This window comes from Pseudomonas sp. PvP028 (assembly GCF_017832255.1).
Lineage (GTDB): Bacteria > Pseudomonadota > Gammaproteobacteria > Pseudomonadales > Pseudomonadaceae > Aquipseudomonas > Aquipseudomonas syringae.
Window position 1 is genome coordinate 3,121,407 of sequence record NZ_JAFIBL010000001.1, and the last position, 20,582, is coordinate 3,141,988.

General features: G+C 60.5%; 18 protein-coding genes and 4 tRNA genes. 14 read left to right on the forward strand and 8 right to left on the reverse strand.

Features of this window, described 5'->3' with window-relative positions:
* The first annotated feature begins 67 nt into the window (after positions 1 to 67).
* Both msrB and JOE34_RS13810 read left to right on the forward strand, forming a co-directional pair.
* The gene (msrB, locus tag JOE34_RS13805; protein ID WP_010422258.1) at positions 68 to 463 is read left to right on the forward strand and encodes a peptide-methionine (R)-S-oxide reductase MsrB; all 396 of its coding nucleotides are present in this window, start codon (positions 68 to 70) and stop codon (positions 461 to 463) included.
* 57 nt (positions 464 to 520) lie between these two features.
* Positions 521 to 1,006: a glutathione peroxidase gene (locus JOE34_RS13810; RefSeq protein WP_003418059.1), complete on the forward strand. Its 486-nt coding sequence runs from the start codon at positions 521 to 523 to the stop codon at positions 1,004 to 1,006.
* A gap of 4 nt (positions 1,007 to 1,010) precedes the next feature.
* Here JOE34_RS13810 and JOE34_RS13815 read toward each other — a convergent pair whose 3' ends face one another.
* Positions 1,011 to 3,362, reverse strand: coding sequence for an ATP-binding protein (locus JOE34_RS13815; RefSeq protein ID WP_024664589.1), 2,352 nt, complete (start codon positions 3,360 to 3,362; stop codon positions 1,011 to 1,013).
* Between the two features lie 85 nt (positions 3,363 to 3,447).
* Here JOE34_RS13815 and JOE34_RS13820 point away from each other — a divergent pair, with 85 nt between their 5' ends.
* Positions 3,448 to 4,338 carry an ATP-binding protein gene (locus JOE34_RS13820; protein WP_003314690.1) on the forward strand — a complete coding sequence of 297 codons (891 nt, stop codon included), beginning with the start codon at positions 3,448 to 3,450 and terminating at the stop codon, positions 4,336 to 4,338.
* Entirely contained in the window at positions 4,335 to 4,817 is a 483-nt protein-coding gene (locus JOE34_RS13825; RefSeq protein WP_016568678.1) for a GAF domain-containing protein, read from the forward strand. The genes JOE34_RS13820 and JOE34_RS13825 overlap by 4 nt, the downstream gene beginning before the upstream one ends.
* A 54-nt stretch (positions 4,818 to 4,871) precedes the next feature.
* Here the strand turns inward: JOE34_RS13825 and JOE34_RS13830 are convergent, their stop codons facing one another.
* Complete coding sequence (locus tag JOE34_RS13830; RefSeq protein ID WP_004416847.1) at positions 4,872 to 5,630, reverse strand: hypothetical protein; 759 nt, start codon at positions 5,628 to 5,630, stop codon at positions 4,872 to 4,874.
* A gap of 304 nt (positions 5,631 to 5,934) precedes the next feature.
* On the opposite strand from JOE34_RS13830, the gene JOE34_RS13835 reads away from it, so the two are divergent.
* From JOE34_RS13835 to JOE34_RS13850, 4 genes are all read left to right on the forward strand, one after another.
* Positions 5,935 to 6,010 (forward strand) — tRNA-Glu (locus tag JOE34_RS13835).
* A 2-nt stretch (positions 6,011 to 6,012) separates the two neighbouring features.
* Positions 6,013 to 6,088: transfer RNA gene (locus JOE34_RS13840), tRNA-Gly, on the forward strand.
* Positions 6,089 to 6,188: 100 nt separating this feature from the next.
* Positions 6,189 to 6,264 (forward strand) — tRNA-Glu (locus JOE34_RS13845).
* A 4-nt stretch (positions 6,265 to 6,268) separates the two neighbouring features.
* Positions 6,269 to 6,344: transfer RNA gene (locus JOE34_RS13850), tRNA-Gly, on the forward strand.
* Between the two features lie 135 nt (positions 6,345 to 6,479).
* On the opposite strand, the gene JOE34_RS13855 is transcribed toward JOE34_RS13850, so the two are convergent.
* Entirely contained in the window at positions 6,480 to 7,202 is a 723-nt protein-coding gene (locus tag JOE34_RS13855; RefSeq protein ID WP_024664224.1) for a pirin family protein, read from the reverse strand.
* 183 nt (positions 7,203 to 7,385) lie between these two features.
* Here JOE34_RS13855 and JOE34_RS13860 point away from each other — a divergent pair, with 183 nt between their 5' ends.
* The 3 genes from JOE34_RS13860 to JOE34_RS13870 all read left to right on the forward strand — a co-directional run bounded on the left by JOE34_RS13860 (position 7,386) and on the right by JOE34_RS13870 (position 11,713).
* Positions 7,386 to 8,294 (forward strand): LysR family transcriptional regulator, encoded by a 909-nt coding sequence (locus JOE34_RS13860; RefSeq protein ID WP_010422322.1) that lies wholly within the window; start codon positions 7,386 to 7,388, stop codon positions 8,292 to 8,294.
* A gap of 117 nt (positions 8,295 to 8,411) precedes the next feature.
* Entirely contained in the window at positions 8,412 to 9,404 is a 993-nt protein-coding gene (locus JOE34_RS13865; RefSeq protein ID WP_209995979.1) for an ABC transporter substrate-binding protein, read from the forward strand.
* Between the two features lie 38 nt (positions 9,405 to 9,442).
* A complete protein-coding gene (locus JOE34_RS13870) occupies positions 9,443 to 11,713 on the forward strand; it encodes a molybdopterin guanine dinucleotide-containing S/N-oxide reductase (protein ID WP_122219753.1) in 2,271 nt (756 codons plus the stop codon).
* Between the two features lie 6 nt (positions 11,714 to 11,719).
* Here the strand turns inward: JOE34_RS13870 and JOE34_RS13875 are convergent, their stop codons facing one another.
* The 4 genes from JOE34_RS13875 to JOE34_RS13890 all read right to left on the reverse strand — a co-directional run bounded on the left by JOE34_RS13875 (position 11,720) and on the right by JOE34_RS13890 (position 16,337).
* Positions 11,720 to 12,913 carry an acyl-CoA dehydrogenase family protein gene (locus JOE34_RS13875; protein ID WP_122219752.1) on the reverse strand — a complete coding sequence of 398 codons (1,194 nt, stop codon included), beginning with the start codon at positions 12,911 to 12,913 and terminating at the stop codon, positions 11,720 to 11,722.
* Between the two features lie 21 nt (positions 12,914 to 12,934).
* Positions 12,935 to 13,924, reverse strand: coding sequence for an ABC transporter substrate-binding protein (locus tag JOE34_RS13880; RefSeq protein WP_209995981.1), 990 nt, complete (start codon positions 13,922 to 13,924; stop codon positions 12,935 to 12,937).
* Positions 13,925 to 14,148: 224 nt separating this feature from the next.
* Positions 14,149 to 15,732 carry a rhodanese-related sulfurtransferase gene (locus JOE34_RS13885; protein ID WP_074952154.1) on the reverse strand — a complete coding sequence of 528 codons (1,584 nt, stop codon included), beginning with the start codon at positions 15,730 to 15,732 and terminating at the stop codon, positions 14,149 to 14,151.
* Positions 15,729 to 16,337, reverse strand: coding sequence for a hypothetical protein (locus tag JOE34_RS13890; RefSeq protein ID WP_003342648.1), 609 nt, complete (start codon positions 16,335 to 16,337; stop codon positions 15,729 to 15,731). Before JOE34_RS13890 ends, JOE34_RS13885 begins: the two co-directional genes overlap by 4 nt.
* Positions 16,338 to 16,544: 207 nt before the next feature.
* On the opposite strand from JOE34_RS13890, the gene JOE34_RS13895 reads away from it, so the two are divergent.
* Positions 16,545 to 17,450, forward strand: a complete 906-nt coding sequence (locus JOE34_RS13895) for a LysR family transcriptional regulator (protein WP_003393841.1) — start codon at positions 16,545 to 16,547, stop codon at positions 17,448 to 17,450.
* A 65-nt stretch (positions 17,451 to 17,515) separates the two neighbouring features.
* On the opposite strand, the gene JOE34_RS13900 is transcribed toward JOE34_RS13895, so the two are convergent.
* The gene (locus tag JOE34_RS13900) at positions 17,516 to 18,604 is read right to left on the reverse strand and encodes an LLM class flavin-dependent oxidoreductase (RefSeq protein ID WP_017278344.1); all 1,089 of its coding nucleotides are present in this window, start codon (positions 18,602 to 18,604) and stop codon (positions 17,516 to 17,518) included.
* A 256-nt stretch (positions 18,605 to 18,860) separates the two neighbouring features.
* Here JOE34_RS13900 and JOE34_RS13905 point away from each other — a divergent pair, with 256 nt between their 5' ends.
* Both JOE34_RS13905 and JOE34_RS13910 read left to right on the forward strand, forming a co-directional pair.
* Positions 18,861 to 19,718, forward strand: coding sequence for an ABC transporter permease subunit (locus JOE34_RS13905; RefSeq protein ID WP_003424785.1), 858 nt, complete (start codon positions 18,861 to 18,863; stop codon positions 19,716 to 19,718).
* Positions 19,719 to 19,722: 4 nt separating this feature from the next.
* On the forward strand, positions 19,723 to 20,547 hold the full coding sequence (locus tag JOE34_RS13910; RefSeq protein ID WP_046266932.1) for an ABC transporter ATP-binding protein: 825 nt from the start codon (positions 19,723 to 19,725) through the stop codon (positions 20,545 to 20,547).
* Positions 20,548 to 20,582: the final 35 nt, after the last annotated feature.

Consider the following 20,582-nt stretch of genomic DNA (forward strand, 5'->3'; position numbering starts at 1 on the left):
ATGATACGTGCCACCTGATCTGCGGAAAAGGTACAGATCAGGGTTTTTCGAATTCGGAGGTGTACCTGTGGACAAGTTGGAAAAAACGCGGGAAGAGTGGAAGCAGATGCTCGACCCGGAGCAGTACAACGTCTGTCGTCTGAAAGGCACCGAGCGGCCGTTCTCCGGCAAGTACAACGGGACAAAGACAGACGGTATCTACGAATGCATCTGCTGCCATGAGCCGCTGTTCGATTCCACCACCAAGTTTGATTCAGGCTGCGGCTGGCCCAGCTTCTATGCGCCGCTCGAGGGCAGTGCAGTGATCGAGGTTCGCGATATGAGCCACGGCATGATTCGTACTGAAGTGGTCTGCGCCAAATGTGATGCGCACCTAGGCCACGTGTTCCCGGATGGACCGCCACCTACCGGACTGCGTTATTGCATCAATTCGGTATGCCTGGATCTGGTGCCGCGCGCCTGAACGCCCTGCAGATTCAGCCACCGCCCTGTTCCAATTCCAGTATCGAGGCCTCCTTTGATGAGTGAAAACCTGCTGAGCATCCCGGTCACGACGATCAAGGGCGAACAGAAAACCCTCGCTGATTTTTCCGGCAAGGCGTTGCTGGTGGTCAACACGGCCAGCAAATGTGGCTTCACCCCTCAATACAAGGGGCTGGAGAAGCTCTGGCAGGATTACCGGGATCAGGGGTTGGTGGTGCTGGGCTTTCCCTGCAACCAGTTCGGCAAGCAGGAGCCAGGCGACGAGGGGGCGATTTCCGGGTTTTGCGAGCTGAACTATGGCGTCAGCTTCCCGCTGTTCAAGAAGATCGATGTGAACGGCGAGCAGGCCCATCCGCTGTTCGTGCAGCTCAAGCAGCAGGCTCCGGGGTTGCTGGGTACGGAGCGCATCAAGTGGAATTTCACCAAGTTCCTGATTGGCCAGGATGGTCGGCTGGTCAAGCGTTTCGCGCCATTGACCAAGCCTGAGGAACTGACGGGCGAGATCGAGGCGCTGCTGCGCTGAGCCTTCAGTCGATACCGGTAATGGGTATCCACTGATCCAGAATGCTGACCAGTTCGGCACGCCGGAACGGCTTGGCCAGATAGTCATTCATGCCTGCCGCCTTGCAGCGCTCGCGTTCATCGGGCATGGCATTGGCGGTAAGGGCAACGATCGGCAGGTTCGGCCAGCGGCCACTGCTGCGGATCTGGCGGCTGGCTTCATAGCCGTCCATGACCGGCATGTTGCAGTCCATCAATACCAGGTCGAAATGGCCTTGCTCCAGCTGTTCCAGGGCTTCGCCGCCGTGGCTGCTGATGATCACTTCGCAACCCAGCTTGCCGAGGATGCCCTTGGCGACCAGTTGATTGACCGGGTTGTCCTCCACCAGTAACACCCGCGCCAGACGTGGCGCAGTGTGTTCGAGCGCCTGCGTGTCCTTGAGCCCCGTTTCTTCCTGACCCAGTATGCGCCGCAGCGTGTGGTAAAGCGCATTGCGCGCCAGTGGTCGGGCCTGCTGTTGCAGCGGGGCCAGGGCGGCAACCTGTTCGCCAGGCATGAAGTTGCCATAGGCGGTCACCAGCAGGATCGGCACGGGCGTCGTGGGGCGAATGGCAAACAGGCACTCGGGGCAGTCGGTAATCACCAGATCAGGACTGCCGTCGAGGTCCACTGCTTCCGGGCGATCGTCGATGCTGCGTCGCTTGAGGTCGACCCCCCAGAACGGCAGCAGGCTGCCAAGCAGCTCCACCAGGCCGCTGCCTGCCGAGCTGACCACCGTCACACGGCCCTTGAGCGGGGTCTGAGTGACCGCAGGCACGTGGACCGGCAGCGGCAGCTCGGCGCAGAACTGGCTGCCGAAACCGGACTGCGACTGGATGCTCAACGTGCCATTCATGGCCTCGCAGAGGTTGTTGGTCAGCGCCAGGCCCAGCCCGGTGCCGCCGTACTGGCGGGTGATGGCGGTTTCAGCCTGGGTGAACGGCTGGAAGATTCTGGTCTGGGCGTCCTGCGCAATGCCGATGCCGGTATCGCGGACTTCGATGCGCACGCGGTTTTCACCGGAGCTGGCGTCCCGATGATGAGTCAGACGCACATCCACGCGCCCGAAACGGGTGAACTTGAGGGCGTTGGACAGCAGATTGCTGACGATCTGACGCACCCTGGTCGGATCGCCGGTGACCATGGCCGGGAAGTCCGGCGCGATGAGGCAGGTCAGCTCCACGCTGGGGGCTGCGTTCTGCGACAGCAGATTGGCGGTGTCCTCGATCAGCATCCCCAGGTCGAAAGGAATACGCTCGATCTCCAGGTGGCCGGCATCGAACTTGGACATGTCGAGAATATCGTTGAGCAGCTCGACCAGCACCTTGCCGGAGTCGTGGGCGATCATTAGCTGCTGGCGTTGTTCGGCACCCAGCGGACTGTCCAGCGACAGCGCCAGCATGCCCAGCAGACCGTTGAGCGGTGTACGAATCTCATGGCTCATGTGCGCCAGGAACGCCGAGCGCGCATGGGCCATGTCCAGCGCCGTGCTGCGTGCTATCTGCAGTTCCTCATTGGACTCGCGCAGGCGCAGGTTGCTGGCCTTGAGCTCGTTGGTGCGCGCCGAGACGATGTTTTCCAGTTCGTTGAGATGGTCGGTCAGCCGGTCCTCGGCCGCGCGGCGCCTGGAAAACTCGCTGCTCATGGTTTCAAACTGACGGTTGAACGTCTCGACCAGCACACCGATTTCATCCTGGGCATGGTAGGGCGGGCAGGTGATTTTGCCTTGGTCAGGGTTACGCGGATCGCGACTGCTCAATTCGCGGATCACTCTCACCAGCGGCTTGGTCAGGGTCGCGTAAAACAGGATGGTCAGAATCCCGGCCAGCGCCAGGCTGCGGACGAAGCCGTTGAGCAGGGTGATTTCAGCGCGTTGCAGAAAATGGCTGCCGAACGCGAAGGTGTCCACGGTCAGGTACAGTGTGCCGATGGTTTCATTGGGCAGGTGATTGAGGTGCAGCTTTTCCTGAAACTGCCGGCTTTCGCCGAATAGCCAGTCACTCAACACCCGATAACGCCCGGTGGCCATTGGGCGCTCGACGCTGGAGAGCACGGCGTCGTTGTTGTCGGTAAGCCTGGCGCTGACCACGGCAGGGGAGCGCAGCAGGCCGAGTGTGAGTTCCTGGGCCAGCTCGGAGTCGATGTTGTAGGCGATGCGCGATGCCGGGTTCTGGATGATTTCCAGCAGCGACTTGATTTCTCGATTGATGGAAGCGTCTTCGCTGGCATAATCGATCGCAATCTGAAACAGGCTCAGCAAGGTCCCCAGCACGAAGCCGATCAATACAGCCAGGCGTGCCTGCTTGAACGACAGCCTGTTTTTGAGCGATATATCCATGAGTACTGCCACTTCTGGTGCCCGGTGCCGGCCAAGCATAGCTGATCGGCACTGCTGACTAATCAGTTAAATATAAGGAGATCCCGTGGATTCTCGGTTGGATGCTTTTCTGCAGCGCGCCGACGCCGTGCTGGCTCGACTGGAGCCCTTGCTGCCAGCGCTGCGCGAGCCGGTCGACTGGTCGCAGGCTCTCGCCGCGCGCTGGGTGCAAGAAGGGCGCAGCGGTTACCTGATGCCGTTGCAAGTAAGCCTGGATACACGCCTGACCGATCTGATCGGCGTCGACCTGCAGCGCGATCAATTGGGGCGCAATACCCGCCAGTTTATCGAAGGACTGCCTGCCAACCACGCTTTGCTCTGGGGTTCGCGCGGCACCGGCAAGTCATCCTTGATCCGCGCGCTGCTGGCCGAGTACGCCCCGGCCGGGCTGCGTCTGATCGAGATCGAACGCGATCACCTGGGCGACTTGCCGCGTGTGGTCGAACAACTGCACAAGCTGCCGCAGCGTTTCGTATTGTTCTGCGATGACCTGTCGTTCGAGTCGGGCGAGGGTGATTATCGCGTGCTGAAGAGTGTGCTCGACGGCTCGCTGGAGCAGGCGCCTGACAACGTGCTGCTGTATGCAACCTCCAATCGTCGGCATCTGGTGCCCGAGAAGGAAAGTGACAACGTTGACTGGAAACACGTTGACGGCGAACTGCACCCCAGTGAGGCCGTCGAAGACAAGATCGCCTTATCTGACCGGTTCGGGCTATGGCTGTCGTTCTATCCGTTCACTCAGGAACATTATCTGAACGTGGTCGAACACTGGATCACGCAATTGGCGCAAAAAGCCGGATTGCAGTGGCAGCGTGACGAAAACCTGGAAAAAGCCGCGATTCGCTGGGCAACCGCGCGTGGCAATCGCAATGGCCGCTGCGCCTATCAATTTGCACGTTACTGGGTAGGACTTGAATTGTTGGAGCAACACACATGATTGATCTGCAAAATACCGGCGCGGGCCTGGACGGCTACGGCCTGCTGGCCGCACAACTTGAGGCACTGCTGGCCGATGAGCGCGATTTCATCGCCAATGCGGCGCAGTTTTCGGCGTTTCTCTACACCCAGCTCGATGATCTGAACTGGGCGGGTTTTTACCTCAATCGTAACGAAGAACTGGTGCTGGGGCCGTTTCAAGGGCAGATCGCCTGTGTACGCATCCCTTTCGGCCGCGGCGTTTGCGGGGCGGCCGCGCAGAGTCGGCAAACCCAGCGCGTCCAGGACGTTCACGAATTTCCCGGACATATTGCCTGCGACAGTGCATCGAACAGCGAGTTGGTAGTGCCATTGATCAAGGAGGGGCGTCTGATCGGTGTGCTGGACCTGGACAGTCCGAGTGTGGGGCGTTTCAACGAGGAGGATCAGGCAGGGATCGAGCGTCTTGCGGCTATCTTTCTGGCATCGACCGACTGCTGAGCCGGTCGGCCTGCCGCTGCCCGGCGCACAATTCCGGCAGCGGCGGGGCAGTCATCAATCGTAGATGACTTTCTTCTTCCATTCCGATTCGGTGTCGTCCTGCTTCAGGCCTTCGGTCAGTTCGTTGTCGTCGTCTTCGGTCGGTGCGGTGTTGGTCAGTACCACCGAGTTGGCGCGGGCCAGCTGTTTTTCCATCGCCAGCAGTTGCTGTTGATAAGTGACCGGGTCCGGCTGGTTGCGCAAGTACTGTACGCCGCGTTCGAATGCCAGGCGTGCCTGACCTGGCTGATCCTGGGAAAGTGCGGTCTGGCCAAGGTTGTTGAAAAATTCGATGTGCAGGTTGACCAGGATCGTGCGGATTTCACGAATCCAGTGTTTCGCTTCGCTGGTCTGCAGAAAACCGTCATGCGCAGCGCGCGTCACCTGACCGTGCAGGGCTTCCAGCAGAAAACGCACGTCCTTGGCCTTGGCTTCGGTCTGGATCGGTGTGACCGGGTTGGGTATCTCGATGCCTTCGCCCTTGGCAATCTGCTCTTCCAGTTCGCCAATGCGGTGCTTGAGCTGAGCGTTGCCTTTCTCCATGTTCAGCATGCGCTGCACGACGTTCAGCTCCAGCCGCGCCAGCAACAGCTTCAAGGCGGGGGACATCAGCTGGCCCGGGAACACTTCGGTGATCTCGCTGCAGCGACGCAGGCGATCCCCGAGTTCGACCTTGGTGCGAGCCTTCTCCAGTTTGCCGTTTTCAGCGACGTGATTCAGGTAGCCGATCGCGATGAGCAGTGCGATACCTGCTACTACCATCAGCGTGATCATGAGTGGAGTCACTGTGCAAACCTCATTCGTTCAATTAGTTTTAGTGCGAGTGTAGTGGCTAAGCACTACTGCGCATAGATGTCCCTCTCGGAGTTTGTCGGCATCTCTTCTATATAGATGAGGGAAGATTGATCAGCCGCGCGCCTGGCGACGGTCGGTCATCCTCCGAACGGCATCGAAGTTATTGATTTCAATAAATTTTCACATGGGGGTTGACGACCCCTCAATCCATCCATAGAATGCGCGCCACTTACAGCGTAAAGCACACAGCGTAGCGCAAATAAGTAGTGAATGTTGTACGTGTGTCCCCTTCGTCTAGTGGCCTAGGACACCGCCCTTTCACGGCGGTAACAGGGGTTCGAGTCCCCTAGGGGACGCCATTGCGGGAATAGCTCAGTTGGTAGAGCACGACCTTGCCAAGGTCGGGGTCGCGAGTTCGAGTCTCGTTTCCCGCTCCAATTTTAAGCAGCTTTGCCTTAGGGCAGGGTTGAGTGAAACCAGAACACGTCTTCGGATGATGTCTGGAACTGAAACACACACCATGGTGTTTCAGGCAGTGTCCCCTTCGTCTAGTGGCCTAGGACACCGCCCTTTCACGGCGGTAACAGGGGTTCGAGTCCCCTAGGGGACGCCATATTGCGGGAATAGCTCAGTTGGTAGAGCACGACCTTGCCAAGGTCGGGGTCGCGAGTTCGAGTCTCGTTTCCCGCTCCAAATTCACAAAAACGCCGCTCAACAGAGCGGCGTTTTTGTTTGTGCGTTTTAAGCCAGATGTTTTAACGTCACGGGTTTTTAACGTTATATAAAAGAACGCCGCTCTATTAAGAGCGGCGTTTTTTCGTTTCAGGCTCAAGGCATCTGCGGCAATTCATTTGGCCGCATGTCGAACACCAACACCTCTGCGTCAACCCCTGCGCTCAGGCTCAGCGTCTGTTCGTCGCGTACACGCACGCCATCCCCTTCACCCAGTTGCTCGCCATTGAGCACCACGCTGCCACGGGCAACGTGCACGTAGGCATAGCGGTTGGCTGCCAGCTCCAGGGTGGCGGTTTCATCGCCATCGAACAGGCCGGCATACACGCGAGCGTCCTGGCGCACCTTGAGCGCACCGTTCTCGCCTTCCGGCGAAATGATCAACTGCAAGCGACCGCGTTTCTGCTCGGGGCTGAAATGCTTTTCCTGGTAGTTGGGCGCCGCGCCTGCAACATTCGGCACGATCCAGATCTGCAGAAAATGCACGCCCTCGGTGCGCGAGTGGTTGAACTCGCTGTGCGCCACACCGGTACCGGCGCTCATCAATTGCACGTCACCGGGACGAATCACCGAGCCAGTGCCCAGCGTATCCTTGTGTTCCAGCGCGCCTTCCAGCACATAGGAAAAGATCTCCATGTCCCGATGAGGATGCTGGCCGAAGCCTTTGCCTGCACTGACACGGTCGTCGTTGATCACCAGCAGGTCGGAAAAGCCCTGTTCCTGCGGGTTGCGATAGCCGGCAAAGGAAAAGGTGTGAAAGGATTTCAACCAGCCATGGTCGGCTGTACCACGATCAGAGGCTTTGCGAAGAGTCAGCATGATTCTTTCTCCATCTATCGACGCTGCACATTCAGCAATCGATCACGTAGGACGAAGAGTACGGCTTATCGACTGTCGCAATAAGTAGCTGAAATATGAATGACTGTCTCTCTGAGGTTGACAGTAGTCAACGCTGCGTTACGCTCTGTCGAACGCCATTAGCGCTTGATCAGGTCGCAATACATGAACCCTTTTGAAGACATGCGCATGTTCTGCCAGGTAATGGAGTCCGGCAGCCTGACCGCCGCGTCCGACAAGTTGGGCCTGTCCAAGCAGTTCGTCAGTCGTCGCCTGATGCAACTGGAGGAGCGTCTGGGCGTACGCCTGCTCAACCGCTCGACGCGACGTCTGGATATCACGCCGTTGGGGCAGAGTTACTACGAGTCGGCTCTGCGTCTGCTCGCCGAGCTGGAGCAGGTGGAGCAGGGCATCACCGGGCAGAACAACGAACCGCGCGGCACCCTGCGCGTGAGTGCGCCGCTGTCGTTTGCCGTTACGCACCTGGCGTGCCTGCTGCCGCTGTTTTTGCAGCGCTATCGCGAGGTGGCGGTGGAGGTGGACCTGAGTGACCGTCCGGTGGATGTGATCAGCGAAGGCTACGACGTGGTGCTGCGTATCGGGGTGCTGGAAGACTCCAGTCTGATCGCCCGGCGCATTGCCTCGATCGACCGGGTGTACTGCGCCAGCCCGGCATACTTGGCCGAGCGCGGCACACCACAAAAGCCCGAAGACCTGCACACCCATGATTGCCTGCCCTATGGCCACAGCCGTCAGGCGCAATGGCGTTTTCAAGGGCAGGACAAGCCGTTGACGCTCAACGTCAGCGGGCGCATGCGCGCCAACAATGGCGAGTTGCTGAGGGAATCAGCCATTGCCGGGCTGGGCATCACCTATTTGCCGACCTTCATTGTCGGCGCGGCGCTGCGCGAGGGCAGCCTGGTCCGGGTGCTGGATGACCTGCGTCCCGAGCCGTTGACGCTGTCAGCGGTTTATCCGCAACACCGACAGGCGTCGCGACCGGTGCAGGCATTCATCGAGTTCCTGCGCGAGCGTCTGGAATCAGGTCTCGAACTGAATGATCGGCAAGCTTGAAGCAGGCTGGCACTCGATCTATTGATGATTAATTTGCATCTTAGGCTAGAACAAAAATGAATTTAGCTAATTTTTGTTCGGGTGTTAGGGTCGTTGCCGATCATTTCGATTTGCCCAATGCCTGTGGAGAACCTACCTGTGCCAACGACCCTCGTCCGCTGGAGCCAACGCTTGCTGAAGGGGCTGGTGCTGAGCCTTGTGGCCTCGCTCAATACCCAGGCGGTCAATCTGATGGTCGGCGATCAGAGCTACAGCGCCCGTACCGTGATGGAAGCCGCCGGGGTGCTCAAGGATCTGCCTTACGAACTGGAATGGAAGCAGTTCACCGCAGGCTCGCCGGTCGCCGAGGCCTTGAACGTCGGCAGCCTGGATATTGGCTTGCTGGGTGATTCGCCTGCGCTGTTCATGGGCGCGCTGGGGGCTCCGATCAAGGTCATCGGTGTGTCGCGACAGAACCTCGACGGCGTTGCCATCGTTGTGCGCAAGGACTCGCCAATCAAGACCGTGGCGGATCTGGCGGGCAAGAAGGTCGCCATCTGGAAAGGTTCGTTCAGCCAGCAACTGATGCTCACTGCACTGGACAAGGCAGGTGTCGCCCGCGATGCCGTTGACTATCGCTACCTCAGCGCACTGGATTCTTCCCATGCGCTGGACGGCGGTTCGGTGGATGCGATTGCTACCTGGGAACCCTACGTCACTCAACAGGAACGACAGGGCGCGCGGATTATCGCGACTGCCGAGGGCTTGATTCCGGCGCAAAGCTTCATCGTCGCCAACGATCAGGCCATCAAGGACAAGCGTGCGCAGATCAGCGATTTCCTGCAACGCCTGCAGGCCGCCCGCGCCTGGTCGGTCAGCGATCCGCAGCACAATGAACGCTATGCCAACGCCTGGGCCGCGCTGACCAAGGCCGATGCCGAGGTAGCACGCCGCTGGTTTTCCCGTGCTCAGGTAGTGGTCGTGCCGATCACTGCGCAAGTGGTGGCCGGTGCGCAGCAGACCATCGATTTCTTCAACAACGCTGGGCTGACCAAGCGTTATCCTGCTGCCAGCGTGTTTGACGAGTCGTTCAGTGCCGCGCTGGCCGATCAGGCGCAAGCAGTGCGCTGACCGACTGCCTGCCACTGCGCTATCCGGGAGCCATCACCATGAGTTTCACATCATTGCATTGGGGCGCTTACCGTCCACAGGTCGAGGACGGCAAGCTGACCGGGCTGCTGCCGGCAGAATGGGATAAGGACCCGTCTCCGATCGGCGATTCGGTTGCCGAGGCCATTACCTCACCGACCCGCATCAGACGCCCGGCGATACGCCGCAGTTTTCTTCAGCAGGCCGGTGGACGGCCGGATCTGCGTGGTCAGGAGCCGTTCGTCGAGGTTTCCTGGGAGGTCGCGCTGGATCTGGTCGCCAGCGAGTTGCAGCGAGTCCGGCACGAGCACGGCAATCAGGCTATTTTCGGCGGCAGCTATGGCTGGGGCAGCGCGGGGCGTTTTCATCACGCGCAAAGCCAGTTGCATCGCTTCCTTAACTGCATCGGCGGTTATGTGTTCAGCACCGACAGCTACAGTCTGGGTGCCGGGCGGGTACTGATGCCGCACATCGTCGGCAACATGGACTGGCTGCTGGCGGCGCATACCTCCTGGAAAAACCTGGCCGAGCATTGCGAGCTGTTCGTCGCGTTCGGTGGCTTGCCCGCCAAGAATGCCCAGACCAGCCCCGGTGGTGCCAGCGACCATCTGCTGGGCGACGCGCTACAGCGTATGTCCGATACGGGCGTGCAGTTCGTCAATGTCAGCCCGCTGCGTGACGATCTGGTTGGCCCGACGCATAACCAGTGGCTGGCGGTACGTCCCGGCAGCGACACGGCGTTGATGATGGCGCTGTCCTGGGTGTTGATCAGCGAAGGGCTGCACAACGAGGATTTCGTCCAGCGCTATACCGTGGGCTATGCGCGTTTTCGCGAGTACCTGCTGGGCCACACCGATGGCCAGCCGAAAGACCCGCGCTGGGCCGAGGCGCTGACCGATATTCCTGCGCAGCAGATTGTCGAGCTGGCCCGACGCATGGCCAACAAGCGCACCATGATCAACGTCGCCTATTCATTGCAGCGTTCGCTACATGGCGAGCAACCGTTCTGGATGACCGTGACTCTGGCCGCGCTGTTGGGGCAGATCGGTTTGCCCGGTGCCGGTTTCGGTCTGGGGTATGGCTGCATGAACAACACCGGCAGTGGCCGCAAGGCGTTCTCGGGGCCGCGCTTTTCCCAGGGCAGCAACCCGGTCAAGGCGTTCATTCCGGTCGCGCGGGTGACGGACATGTTGCTCAACCCCGGGACGCCCTTCGATTACAACGGGCAGCCACGCAGGTACCCGGACATTCGCCTGGTGTACTGGGCGGGTGGCAATATCTTTCACCACCATCAGGACCTCAATCGGCTGCTGGAGGCGTGGCAGCGGCCGCAAACCATCATCGTCCACGAGCAGTTCTGGACAGCCCAGGCACGCTATGCCGACATCGTGCTGCCGGCCACCACGGCCCTGGAGCGAAATGACATCGGCAGTTCGGCCTCCGACCGTTTCATGATCGCCATGCAGCAGGCGATCGAGCCCGTGGGAGAGTCGCGTGACGACTACTCGATTCTGGCCGCGCTGGCCGAACGGCTGGGGGTGGCACAAGCGTTTACCGAAGGTCGGGATGCGGGGGAATGGCTGCGCTTTATCTATGACGAGTCTCGGCAACGGGCCGAAACGTTTGGCATCACCCTGCCGGAGTTCGAGCAGTTCTGGCGTGACGGTGTACTGGAAATAGACTACCCGCACACCGACAACGTGCTGCTTGAATCCTTTCGTCATGACCCTGACGCGCATCCGTTGCCGACGCCGTCCGGGCGCATCGAAATTTTCTCCGAGCGCATCGCAGGCTTTGGCTATGCCGATTGTCCCGGTCACCCGGTGTGGCTGGAAAAGCCTGCGCCGACCCACGCGCTGCACCTGTTGTCCAACCAACCGAAAACCCGTTTGCACAGTCAGTACGACCACGGCAGTTACAGTCGCTCCTCGAAAATTCAGGCGCGCGAGCCGCTGACCCTTAATCCGCTGGATGCTCGCGCCCGTGGACTGGTCGATGGCGATGTGGTCAAGGTGTTCAACGAGCGTGGCGCGTTTCTGGCCGGGGTGATCGTGTCGGACGGCATTCGCCCCGGCGTAGTGCAGATTGCCACCGGGGCCTGGTTCGACCCGCTGGTGCATGGCGAGCGGGGCAGCCTGGAAAAACACGGCAACCCGAATGTGATCACCGAAGATGTGGGCGCCTCCAGCCTGTCGCAGGGCTGTTCAGCACAGACAGCATCGGTGGACATCGTCAAATGGGATCAGGACCTGCCGCCGGTGACGGCGTTCGAGCCGCCGTCACTGCTCTGACGCGTCTTATTGGTCTTTGCTGCGTGCCGCAAACGCCGCCTTGCCCACGTTCACCAGCACCGCATCGTTCTGTGGGGTGTGCACCCGACCGCACAGGACGTTGCGGTAGTGGCGCTGCAACGGGTTGCTGCGTGACAGTCCAGGATTCCCCGAAGCCTCAATGGCCAGCTCCACCGCGCGGATGGCGTTGCCGGTTACCAGGTATTTGATCTGCCCGGCGTGCTGGGCAGGTGTGTGCCCGTGAGCAGCCGATTGCAGCAGGCTGCGATTGGCGAACAGCAGAGTATCGATCTGCCCGACGGTTTCCTGAAAGCGCGGCAGGGTCGACAGCGCCGCGCCAAGGTTGGAGGGTGTGCGCTGTTCCAGCCAGTGCACCAGCCAGTCGCGGGCGGATTGAGCGATGCCGTCGTAGACCGACGACAGCAGCACCGCCATCCACAGCAGGCCTGATCCATCCAGCTCGGATTGCGGTGCGCTCCACGGGCTGACGCTGACGGCGTGATCGAGTGGCACCAGCACGTTGTCGAATCTGACTTCGTGACTGCTGGTTGCACGCATGCCCAGATGGTCCCAGTCCTCAATGATGGTGATGCCCGGCGTGTCCTTGTGGACCAGCCAGCTGCCCACCAGCGGGTCATCGTCATCGCTGCGCGCCCATACGGCAAACCAGGTCAGACCGTGGCTGCCGGTGGAGTAGATCTTGCTGCCGCTGATGCGCCAGCCTTGCGCGGTGCGGTGTGCGATGGTGCCTGGCAGGCCGCCCCGCGCGGGCGTTCCCAGATCGGGCTCGACGCGCAGAGCGTTGATCAACGCGCCCTCACGCACGGCCTGTTCGGCCACCTGCACGCGCAGATGGTTCGGCCAGTTGCGGTTCTCCTGCAGCCTCGAATGCTGCAGGTATTGCATGACCAGAATCAGCGCCGTCGACGGCTCTCCCTGGGCCACCGCGCTGATCACCTGTTGAGCGCGGGGCAAGTCGGCACCGCCGCCGCCCAGTGCGGTCGGAACCGTCAGGCCAAGCAGGCCGTGAGCGTGCAGCAGTTGGAAGTTGGCATGGGGAAATTGCGCGCTGATATCGTATTGCTCGGCGGTTTCGGCCAGCGCTGCGGTCAGTTCTGCCAGCCGTTTACTGAAGTCCTCGGCGGACTCGTGCGCTTCATGCAACTGGTGCGGGATAGGGCGCAGGGTCGAGAGTGTCATGCGGGGTCCTTTTCGCAGCGTTTATTGAGCGGTGGCCTGCGCGATCTGCGCGCGCGACGCGTTGAAGCTTTTGTCGAAGCCTGTCGAAACGTCGATCCGTTTGCTTAGAATGCCTTCAGCCAAGTAAGTGTCTGCAGTGTTTTGCAGGCCCTGGACAATCTGGTCATCAATCGGCGTGCGCTGCATTTTCGTCGCCTTGGCCACTGCGAGGTGCACCGCCAGGGGCAGGCCGGTGACTTTCGCCTGGGCCTCCGCGTACTCCTCGGGATGGGCGTTGGACCAGTTGAAAGCGCGCTCCACACGGGCAACGAAATCATCCAGTTGCGCGCGTTTGCCTTCGATGGCCTTGCTGGTTGCGGCAAGGTAGAGATGGTTGCTCAGCAGCTCGCTGCCACTGACCAGCACCCGCGCGTCGCTTTGTGTGATGGAGATCGTGGTGTACGGGTCCCATGTCGCCCAAGCGTCGGCATCGCCACTGTCCAGCAGCAGACGCGATTCGCTGGGCAGCAGATTGATGAAGGTAACATCACTGGTTTTCAGCCCGGCCTCATGCAAGGCGCGGATCGCCAGATAGTGGCCGATGGAGCCGCGTCCGGTGATGATGCGCTTGCCCTTGAGGTCGGCAACGGTCTTGATCGGCGAGTTTTTCGGCACCAGCACCGCAGTGGTGAAGCGGCCTTGGGCGTGGGTGATGCTGACCACTTTCAAGGGTGCTCCCGCACCCAGAGCGAATACATAGGGCGCATCACCCAGCGCACCGATATCCACCGCGCCCGCATTCAGCGCCTCTCCCAAGGGCGCCGCTGCGGGAAACTCGGAAAACTGAATCTCGTAAGGCACGTCCTTGAGCTCACCGGAAACCTGCAGCAGGGTTTTCAGCAACGACTTCTGATTGGCGACCAGCAGCGGCGCCTGCTCGGCAGCCACCACCTGCTGACCTGCCAGCACACTGAGCAGCGCGCCGAGCAGCAGAGTTTTAAAAGGCAGGGTGGATTTGAAAAAAGGCAGCATTTAAGTGTGTCTCCAATAGGGTGATAAATAGTCCTGATGAGCCTTTGACGCTTATGCCAATACGCCTCACCTTTAGAGTCGGACGCAGCCTTGTGGGAGCGAGCTTGCTCGCGAAGACCCTGTTCCAGACGCAGAAAATGCACTGAATGTAGCGCCCTCTTCGCGAGCAAGCTCGCTCCCACTTGGCGCTTGTACCAATGCGCTGCGCGGTGTACTCAACGGCATCAAATCACATAAAACCCGTGTGTTCCGTCACGTCCCAGCTGCTCCACGAGGCCGAATTCCCAGTCCAGATACGCCTGCATGGCTTCGCGCGGTGCGTCGGTGCCTTCGTACGGGCGGCGGTAGCGATCGATGCGTGGCGAGGCCAGTCGGCTTTCGCCATGCTCCAGCGGCAGGCCGGCCTTGATCCAGCTGGCGGTGCCGCCTTCGAGCAGAAACACCGGCTTGTCGGTCAACGCTTCCAGGTCGGCCACGGCAAAGCGCGCCAGACGGCTGCTGCCGCAGGTCAAGACATAGCGGTCAGCTGCCGGCAGCTTGCCCAGCGCCTGCTTCAGGTCGGCACGCAAGGTCCACCAGGCACCGGGGATATGCTGTTTGACATAGTTGGCGCTGGCGGTGAAATCCAGCACCGCCACGTTTACCTGTTTCTGCCATTGAGTAAGGGTCTCGACGCTGATCGCCTCGACCTGCGGCGGCGTCGGGAAGGGTGCGTCCCAGTCGCCCTGTTCGCTGAAATCCGCTGCCTCCAGGTCATCAATCACCGACACGTCCCAGCCCAACTGCGCCAGCCAGGAGGCCGACATGTTGGCGCGCACGCCGTCGTCGTCCAGCAGCGCGATTCGCGCACCGCGGACGCTGGCGAAATGATCGGTTTCCTGCACCAGTTGCCCACCCGGTGTGGAACGCGCTCCGGGCAGGTGGCCTTTGGCAAACTCTTCCGGGGTACGTACATCGAACAGGTAAGTGGTACGTGAAGCCTCGGCTTGCCAGCGTTGCAGATCAGCACGGCTGGCTCGTTTGACCTTTGCGCGATCGGCCACCTGGCGCGCATCGGCACTGGCGGTTTCGCGGGTCTCTTCACTGACTGCCGCAAAACGCCGGTTCTGGCCATGGTCCAGCGTCTGGCCGGCCAGCAGCCAGCCAATGGTGCCATTGCGCAGTGCGTTGATCGGATTGGGCAGGCCCGCGTTGACCAGTGACTGGGTGCCGATGATGCTGCGCGTGCGACCGGCACAATTGACGATGATTCGAGTAGTGGGATCCGGTGCCAGCTCACGTGCCCGCAGCACCAGTTCGGCGCCTGGTACGCTGATGCCGCCTGGAATGCTCATGGTCTGGTATTCGTCATAGCGCCGGGCATCGAGCACCACCACGTCGGCATTGCTGTCGATCAGGCGCTTGACCTCTTCTGCGGCCAGCGACGGGGTGGCGCGGTGATGCTCCACCAGCTCGCCAAACGCCTTGCTCGGCACATTCACGTCGATGAACAGCTCGCCACCAGCCGCGCGCCAGCCCTGGAGGCCGCCGTCGAGCAGTTTCACGTCGCTGTAGCCCAGTGCCTGCAGGCGCTGCAGGGCGATCTGCGCCAGACCTTCGCCATCGTCGTAAAGGGTCACGGCCGTGTCGCGTCGCGGGATGCGGGAGAAAATCTCCAGCTCCAGCTTCGACAGCGGGATGTTCACGGCAAACAGCGGATGAGCCTGGGCAAAGGGGGCCTCTTCGCGGACATCTACCAAGGCCAGCTCCTGGCGGTCCAGCAAGGCCTGGCGAATGTCGGCGAATGATCGGGTGGCAGGTGTGGTCATGGGGTCGGGCTCCCTGTTGGCTGATCCTGATGGGCGGTGGCGGCGGCGTTCGAATAGCCGGAGATGAACAGTTTTTCGGTGCCGTCGAGGTCATAGACCGCACGCTTCACAGTGCCGATATCGGCGCCGTAAACGTGGATGCTGATCGACACCTGATCGTTGAAGGCGTTGCTGACCTGATGGACATCATTGCTGTGCGGTGACAACGCCTCGACCTGGCCGGGTTGCAGGCGAATCGCCGGGCCGCTGGTTTCCAGGTGCCCTTGCGCGTTGCGAAGGTAGCCTTGGGAATCTTCCGCGCCGCGCAACATGCCGATCAGGCCCCAGACGCGGTGGTCGTGAATCGGGGTGCGTTGCCCCGGCCCCCAGACGAAACTGACTACCGAAAAACGCTGCTGTGGATCGGCATGCAGCAGAAATTGCTGATAGCGGTTGGCGTCGGGTACGGTAAATTCTTCTGCCAGCCAGTCATCGTGGCTGACCAGTTGCGCCAGCAGCTTGCCGCCGCGGCGCAACAGATCGCCTTCATGCGGCTCGCTGCCAAGCAGTTCGGTGAGTGCATCGATAAAGGCCCCGAGTCGCTCCGGGTGTCGGTTCTGAGTCATGTCCATTTCCAGATCAAAGTCAGGGAATGGTTCGATATAAGCATAATATAGATATTTAATATGCTATTTTTTAATGATTAGGTTATAACGAAAACGTCTTTTACTTGTTTGTCGTAATTCGCGAAATCTACGCTCGGGCTATCCATGAGCGCCTGCTGGTACTATGCTTTTTGCCTATGTTTAATCTCTTTTTTATGTGCGGTCCGAATGAAAATTGATGATATCGATGCGTTCGTTGCAGTCATCCGCTGCCAGTCGATCAGCCACGCCGCTGAATCGCTGGACCTGACCCAGCCCGCCATCACGCGTCGGGTGCAGAATTTCGAGCAAGCCCTCGGGGTCGAGCTGTTCGACCGCAATACCAAACCGCTCAAGCCGACTCCGATGGGCCTTCAGGTGTACCAGAAGTGCCTGGCGATCCTGCGCGAGATGGATTCGTTGCGCGAGCTGGTGGCCAGTGACACGCCGCCCAGCGGTCTGTTGCGTCTGGGCGTGCCGCAAACCATCGGTGACGTGGTGCTGCTCGATGCGCTCAAGCAGTTGCGTGGGGAGTTTCCCGATCTGCGCGCCCAGGTCAGCACCGGTTGGGGCAGCCACCTGATCGGCAAGATCGAAAACGGCGAGCTGGATGCAGCGGCTGCGCTGTTTCCGGCAGGCAAGATATTTCCAGACAACATCATTGGTCAGTCGATTGGCAAGATGGAGCTGGTGGTGGTCTGCGCCAAGGGGTTGGCCCCGAAAAAGCCCGGCAAGCTGGCGGACTGTTATGAGCAGGGCTGGGTGCTTAATCCGGACGGCTGCGGTTTTCGTGCAGGCTTGCAGCGCACGCTGACCGATCAGGGCTTGAGCATGAAGGTCAATCTGGAAACTTTCGGCACCGAGCTGCAACTCGGGCTGGTGGCCGACGGCATGGGGCTTGGCCTGGTGCCCCGTCCGCTGCTGGAACGCAGCGCGCACCGCGAGCAGTTGGTGGCGCTGCCGCTCAAGGACTTCAAGCCGGTAATGGACTTGTGGCTGTTCTACCCGCGCTTTCTCGGTAACCTGCAAGCGCCGGTGGAAGCCTTTGGCACACTGGTGGCTCGGTCGCTCAAGCCGGTCTCGGCAGCCGCCTGAACACCGCATTGCGGGCAGGCGGTCTGGCGTTGGGCGTCAGACCGGCCCGCAGGATATAGGTTGAATCAGGCGACCTGTTCGCGAGCCTGCTGTTCACGTTGCGCCACCAATGCGCGGGTCAGCGGGATCAGCTTCTTGCCGTAGTCGATGGCATCTTCCAGTGGATCGAAGCCGCGAATCAGGAAGGTGGTAATCCCCAGATCGTAGTAATCCAGCAGCGCTTCAGCGACCTGTTCCGGGGTGCCAACCAGCGAGGTCGAGTTGCCCTGTGCGCCGAGCAGGCCGGCGATGCCTGTCCACAGGCGCTTGTCCAGGCGCGATCCTTGTGCAGCAGCGGCCAGCAGGCGGCGTGATCCTTCATTCGGCGGTTCGCGACGTACAAAGCCGTTGCGGTCTGCCAGGGCCTTGGCCTTTTCCAGAATACTGTCGGCACGTGCCCAGGCCTGTTCCTCGGTCTCTGCCAGAATCGGACGCAATGACAGGCTGAAACGAATGGTCCGCCCATGTCTGCCGGCTTCGGCGCGGACCTGTTTCACCACGTCACGCACCTGCTCGTATGTCTCGCCCCACAATGCATAAACATCGGCGTGTTTACCCGCCACAGCAATCGCCGCCGCCGAGGAACCACCGAAGTACAGAGGGATATGTGGCTGCTGTGGGGATTTGACCAACGAGTGCGCACCCTCAAGCTGGTAGTAGGTGCCGTTATGATCGAACGGCTTGTCGCTGGTCCATTCCTGACGCACCACGCTGAGGTATTCGTCGCTGCGTGCGTATCGTTCGTCCTTGCCGATATGGCTGCCGTCGGCGCGCAGTTCCTTGTCGTCACCGCCGGTGATGATATGCACGGCAGTGCGGCCGCCATTGAACACGTCCAGCGTCGCGAACTGCCGTGCGGCCACCGTGGGCGCGATGAAGCCGGGGCGATGGGCGACCAGAAACTTCAGTTTGGTGGTGGCGCTGGCGGCATGCGCTGCGACCAGCGTGCTGTCCGGGCTGTTGGAGTGGTAGGCGATCAGCGCGCGATCAAAACCGGCATCTTCATGAGCCTTGGCCACGGTCTTCACGTAGTCGGGCTGGATGGCCGCGCCGCTGCGCGGGTGAATTTCAGAACCGGGTTGCGTGGCGATATAGCCAATGAATTCGATGCTCATGAAAACTCCTGCCAATGGTTGAGGTCCGTTCGACCTTGTCGAGAGGCACCATAAAGGCAAGGGGCAGACGCTGTGAAATTCGATTTCGGTCTAAGTTAATTATAAAAAATATGCATTATATTTATTTGTTTGATCAAATATTTTGACTATTAGCTTAGGTCTAAATCGAATTTCACGCAGCGTTCTTATGCTAATAGCATGGCCTTCATAATGTATCGGGTGCGTCCTGCCCGGTTTGTCCAGGAAGGATGTGCCCATGTCTGACACAACGCTGAACCTCGCAGACCCCGGTTTTCTGGTGGTCAAAAAACCCGAACAGAGCCGCGTCTCGCAATCGGTTCGCCCGCGCTGGCAAGTACCGGGTTTTGTCTTGCGTCTGCTCAGCCCGCTGGTGCTGTTGCTGCTCTGGGAGCTGGCTTCACAAACCGGTCTGCTGCCCGTCCGCGTGATTGCCGCGCCGTCGCAGATCGGCGGTACGCTCTGGTCGATGATCGTTTCGGGCGAACTGGCCCATCACTTGTGGGTTTCGTTGCAACGGGCACTGTTGGGCTTGAGCATTGGCGTCAGCATCGGCGTGGTCGCTGCGCTGGTGACCGGGCTTTCCCGACGCGGCGAAATCGTTCTCGACTCGCCCATGCAGATGTTGCGCACCATTCCCTCGCTGGCACTGGTGCCACTGTTCATCCTCTGGTTCGGCATTGGCGAGTTCACCAAAGTGGCGCTGATCGTTATGGGCACCACCTTTCCGGTGTACCTGAACCTGTTTTCCGGCATCCGCAATATCGACCCGAAACTCATTGAGGCTGCCAATACGCTCGGCTTGAGCCGCCGCGAGCTGATCTGGCACGTCATCCTGCCCGGCTCGTTGCCTGCGTTTTTTGTCGGGCTGCGCTATTCACTGGGTATTTCGTGGCTGGCCCTGGTCTTTGTCGAGCAAATCAACACCACCGCGGGCATCGGTTATCTGGCCAGTGATGCGCGGGACTTCATGCGCACTGATGTAATCGTTATCTGCCTGTTGATCTACAGCGTCCTTGGCCTGGTGATCGACGCCATCATTCGCACGCTGGAGCGCTATGCGCTGGCTTGGCGACCGACCTTCGTGAGGCATTGAACACATGGCGACTCCTGATCTGCGCAACACTCCATTGGTCGTCCCCCAAGCGGGGCAGGCGCCTGTACAACTGCGCAACGTGGTGCGCCAGTTTGGTCGGCAACGGGTCATCGACGGGCTGAATCTGGACATTGCTCCGGGCGAATTTGTCGCTTTGCTCGGGGCCAGTGGCTCCGGCAAGACCACCTTGCTGCGCACTCTGGCCGGGCTGGACGAGATCGACAGCGGTGAGCTCCGTGTGCCGGTCGCGCGTGCGGCGGTTTTTCAAGAGCCGCGCCTGATGCCGTGGAAAAGCGCGTGGAAAAACGTGGTTCTCGGCCTGCGCATCAACGATGCCAAGGCTCGGGCTGAAGCGGCATTGACCGAAGTTGGCCTGGCGCATCGGCTGAATGCCTTTCCGGCCACCTTGTCCGGTGGCGAAGCGCAGCGTGTGGCGCTGGCGCGTGGGCTAGTCCGTGAGCCAAAACTGTTGCTGCTCGACGAGCCTTTTGCCGCACTCGATGCGTTGACGCGCATTCGCATGCATCAACTGATCATCGACCTGTGGCGCAAACACACCCCGGCGGTGCTGCTGGTGACGCATGATGTCGATGAGGCGATCCTGCTCGCTGACCGGGTCATCGTGCTGGCCGACGGCAAGATTGCCGACGACATCCGCGTCGACCTGCCGCGTCAGCGCGACAGCGGGCAGGCCGGGTTCCAACTGATTCGAAGCCGCTTGCTGGGCTTGCTGGGCGTCAAGGTGAACGCAGCTGCCGATACCGCTCCGCAAGCACCGGAGCAGGACGTAACGCTCAGCGCACTGCGCCGCTTCGCCAACGCTCGTTGATTCGGCGCACGCTGCGTATCATGGTCGTCTGAATT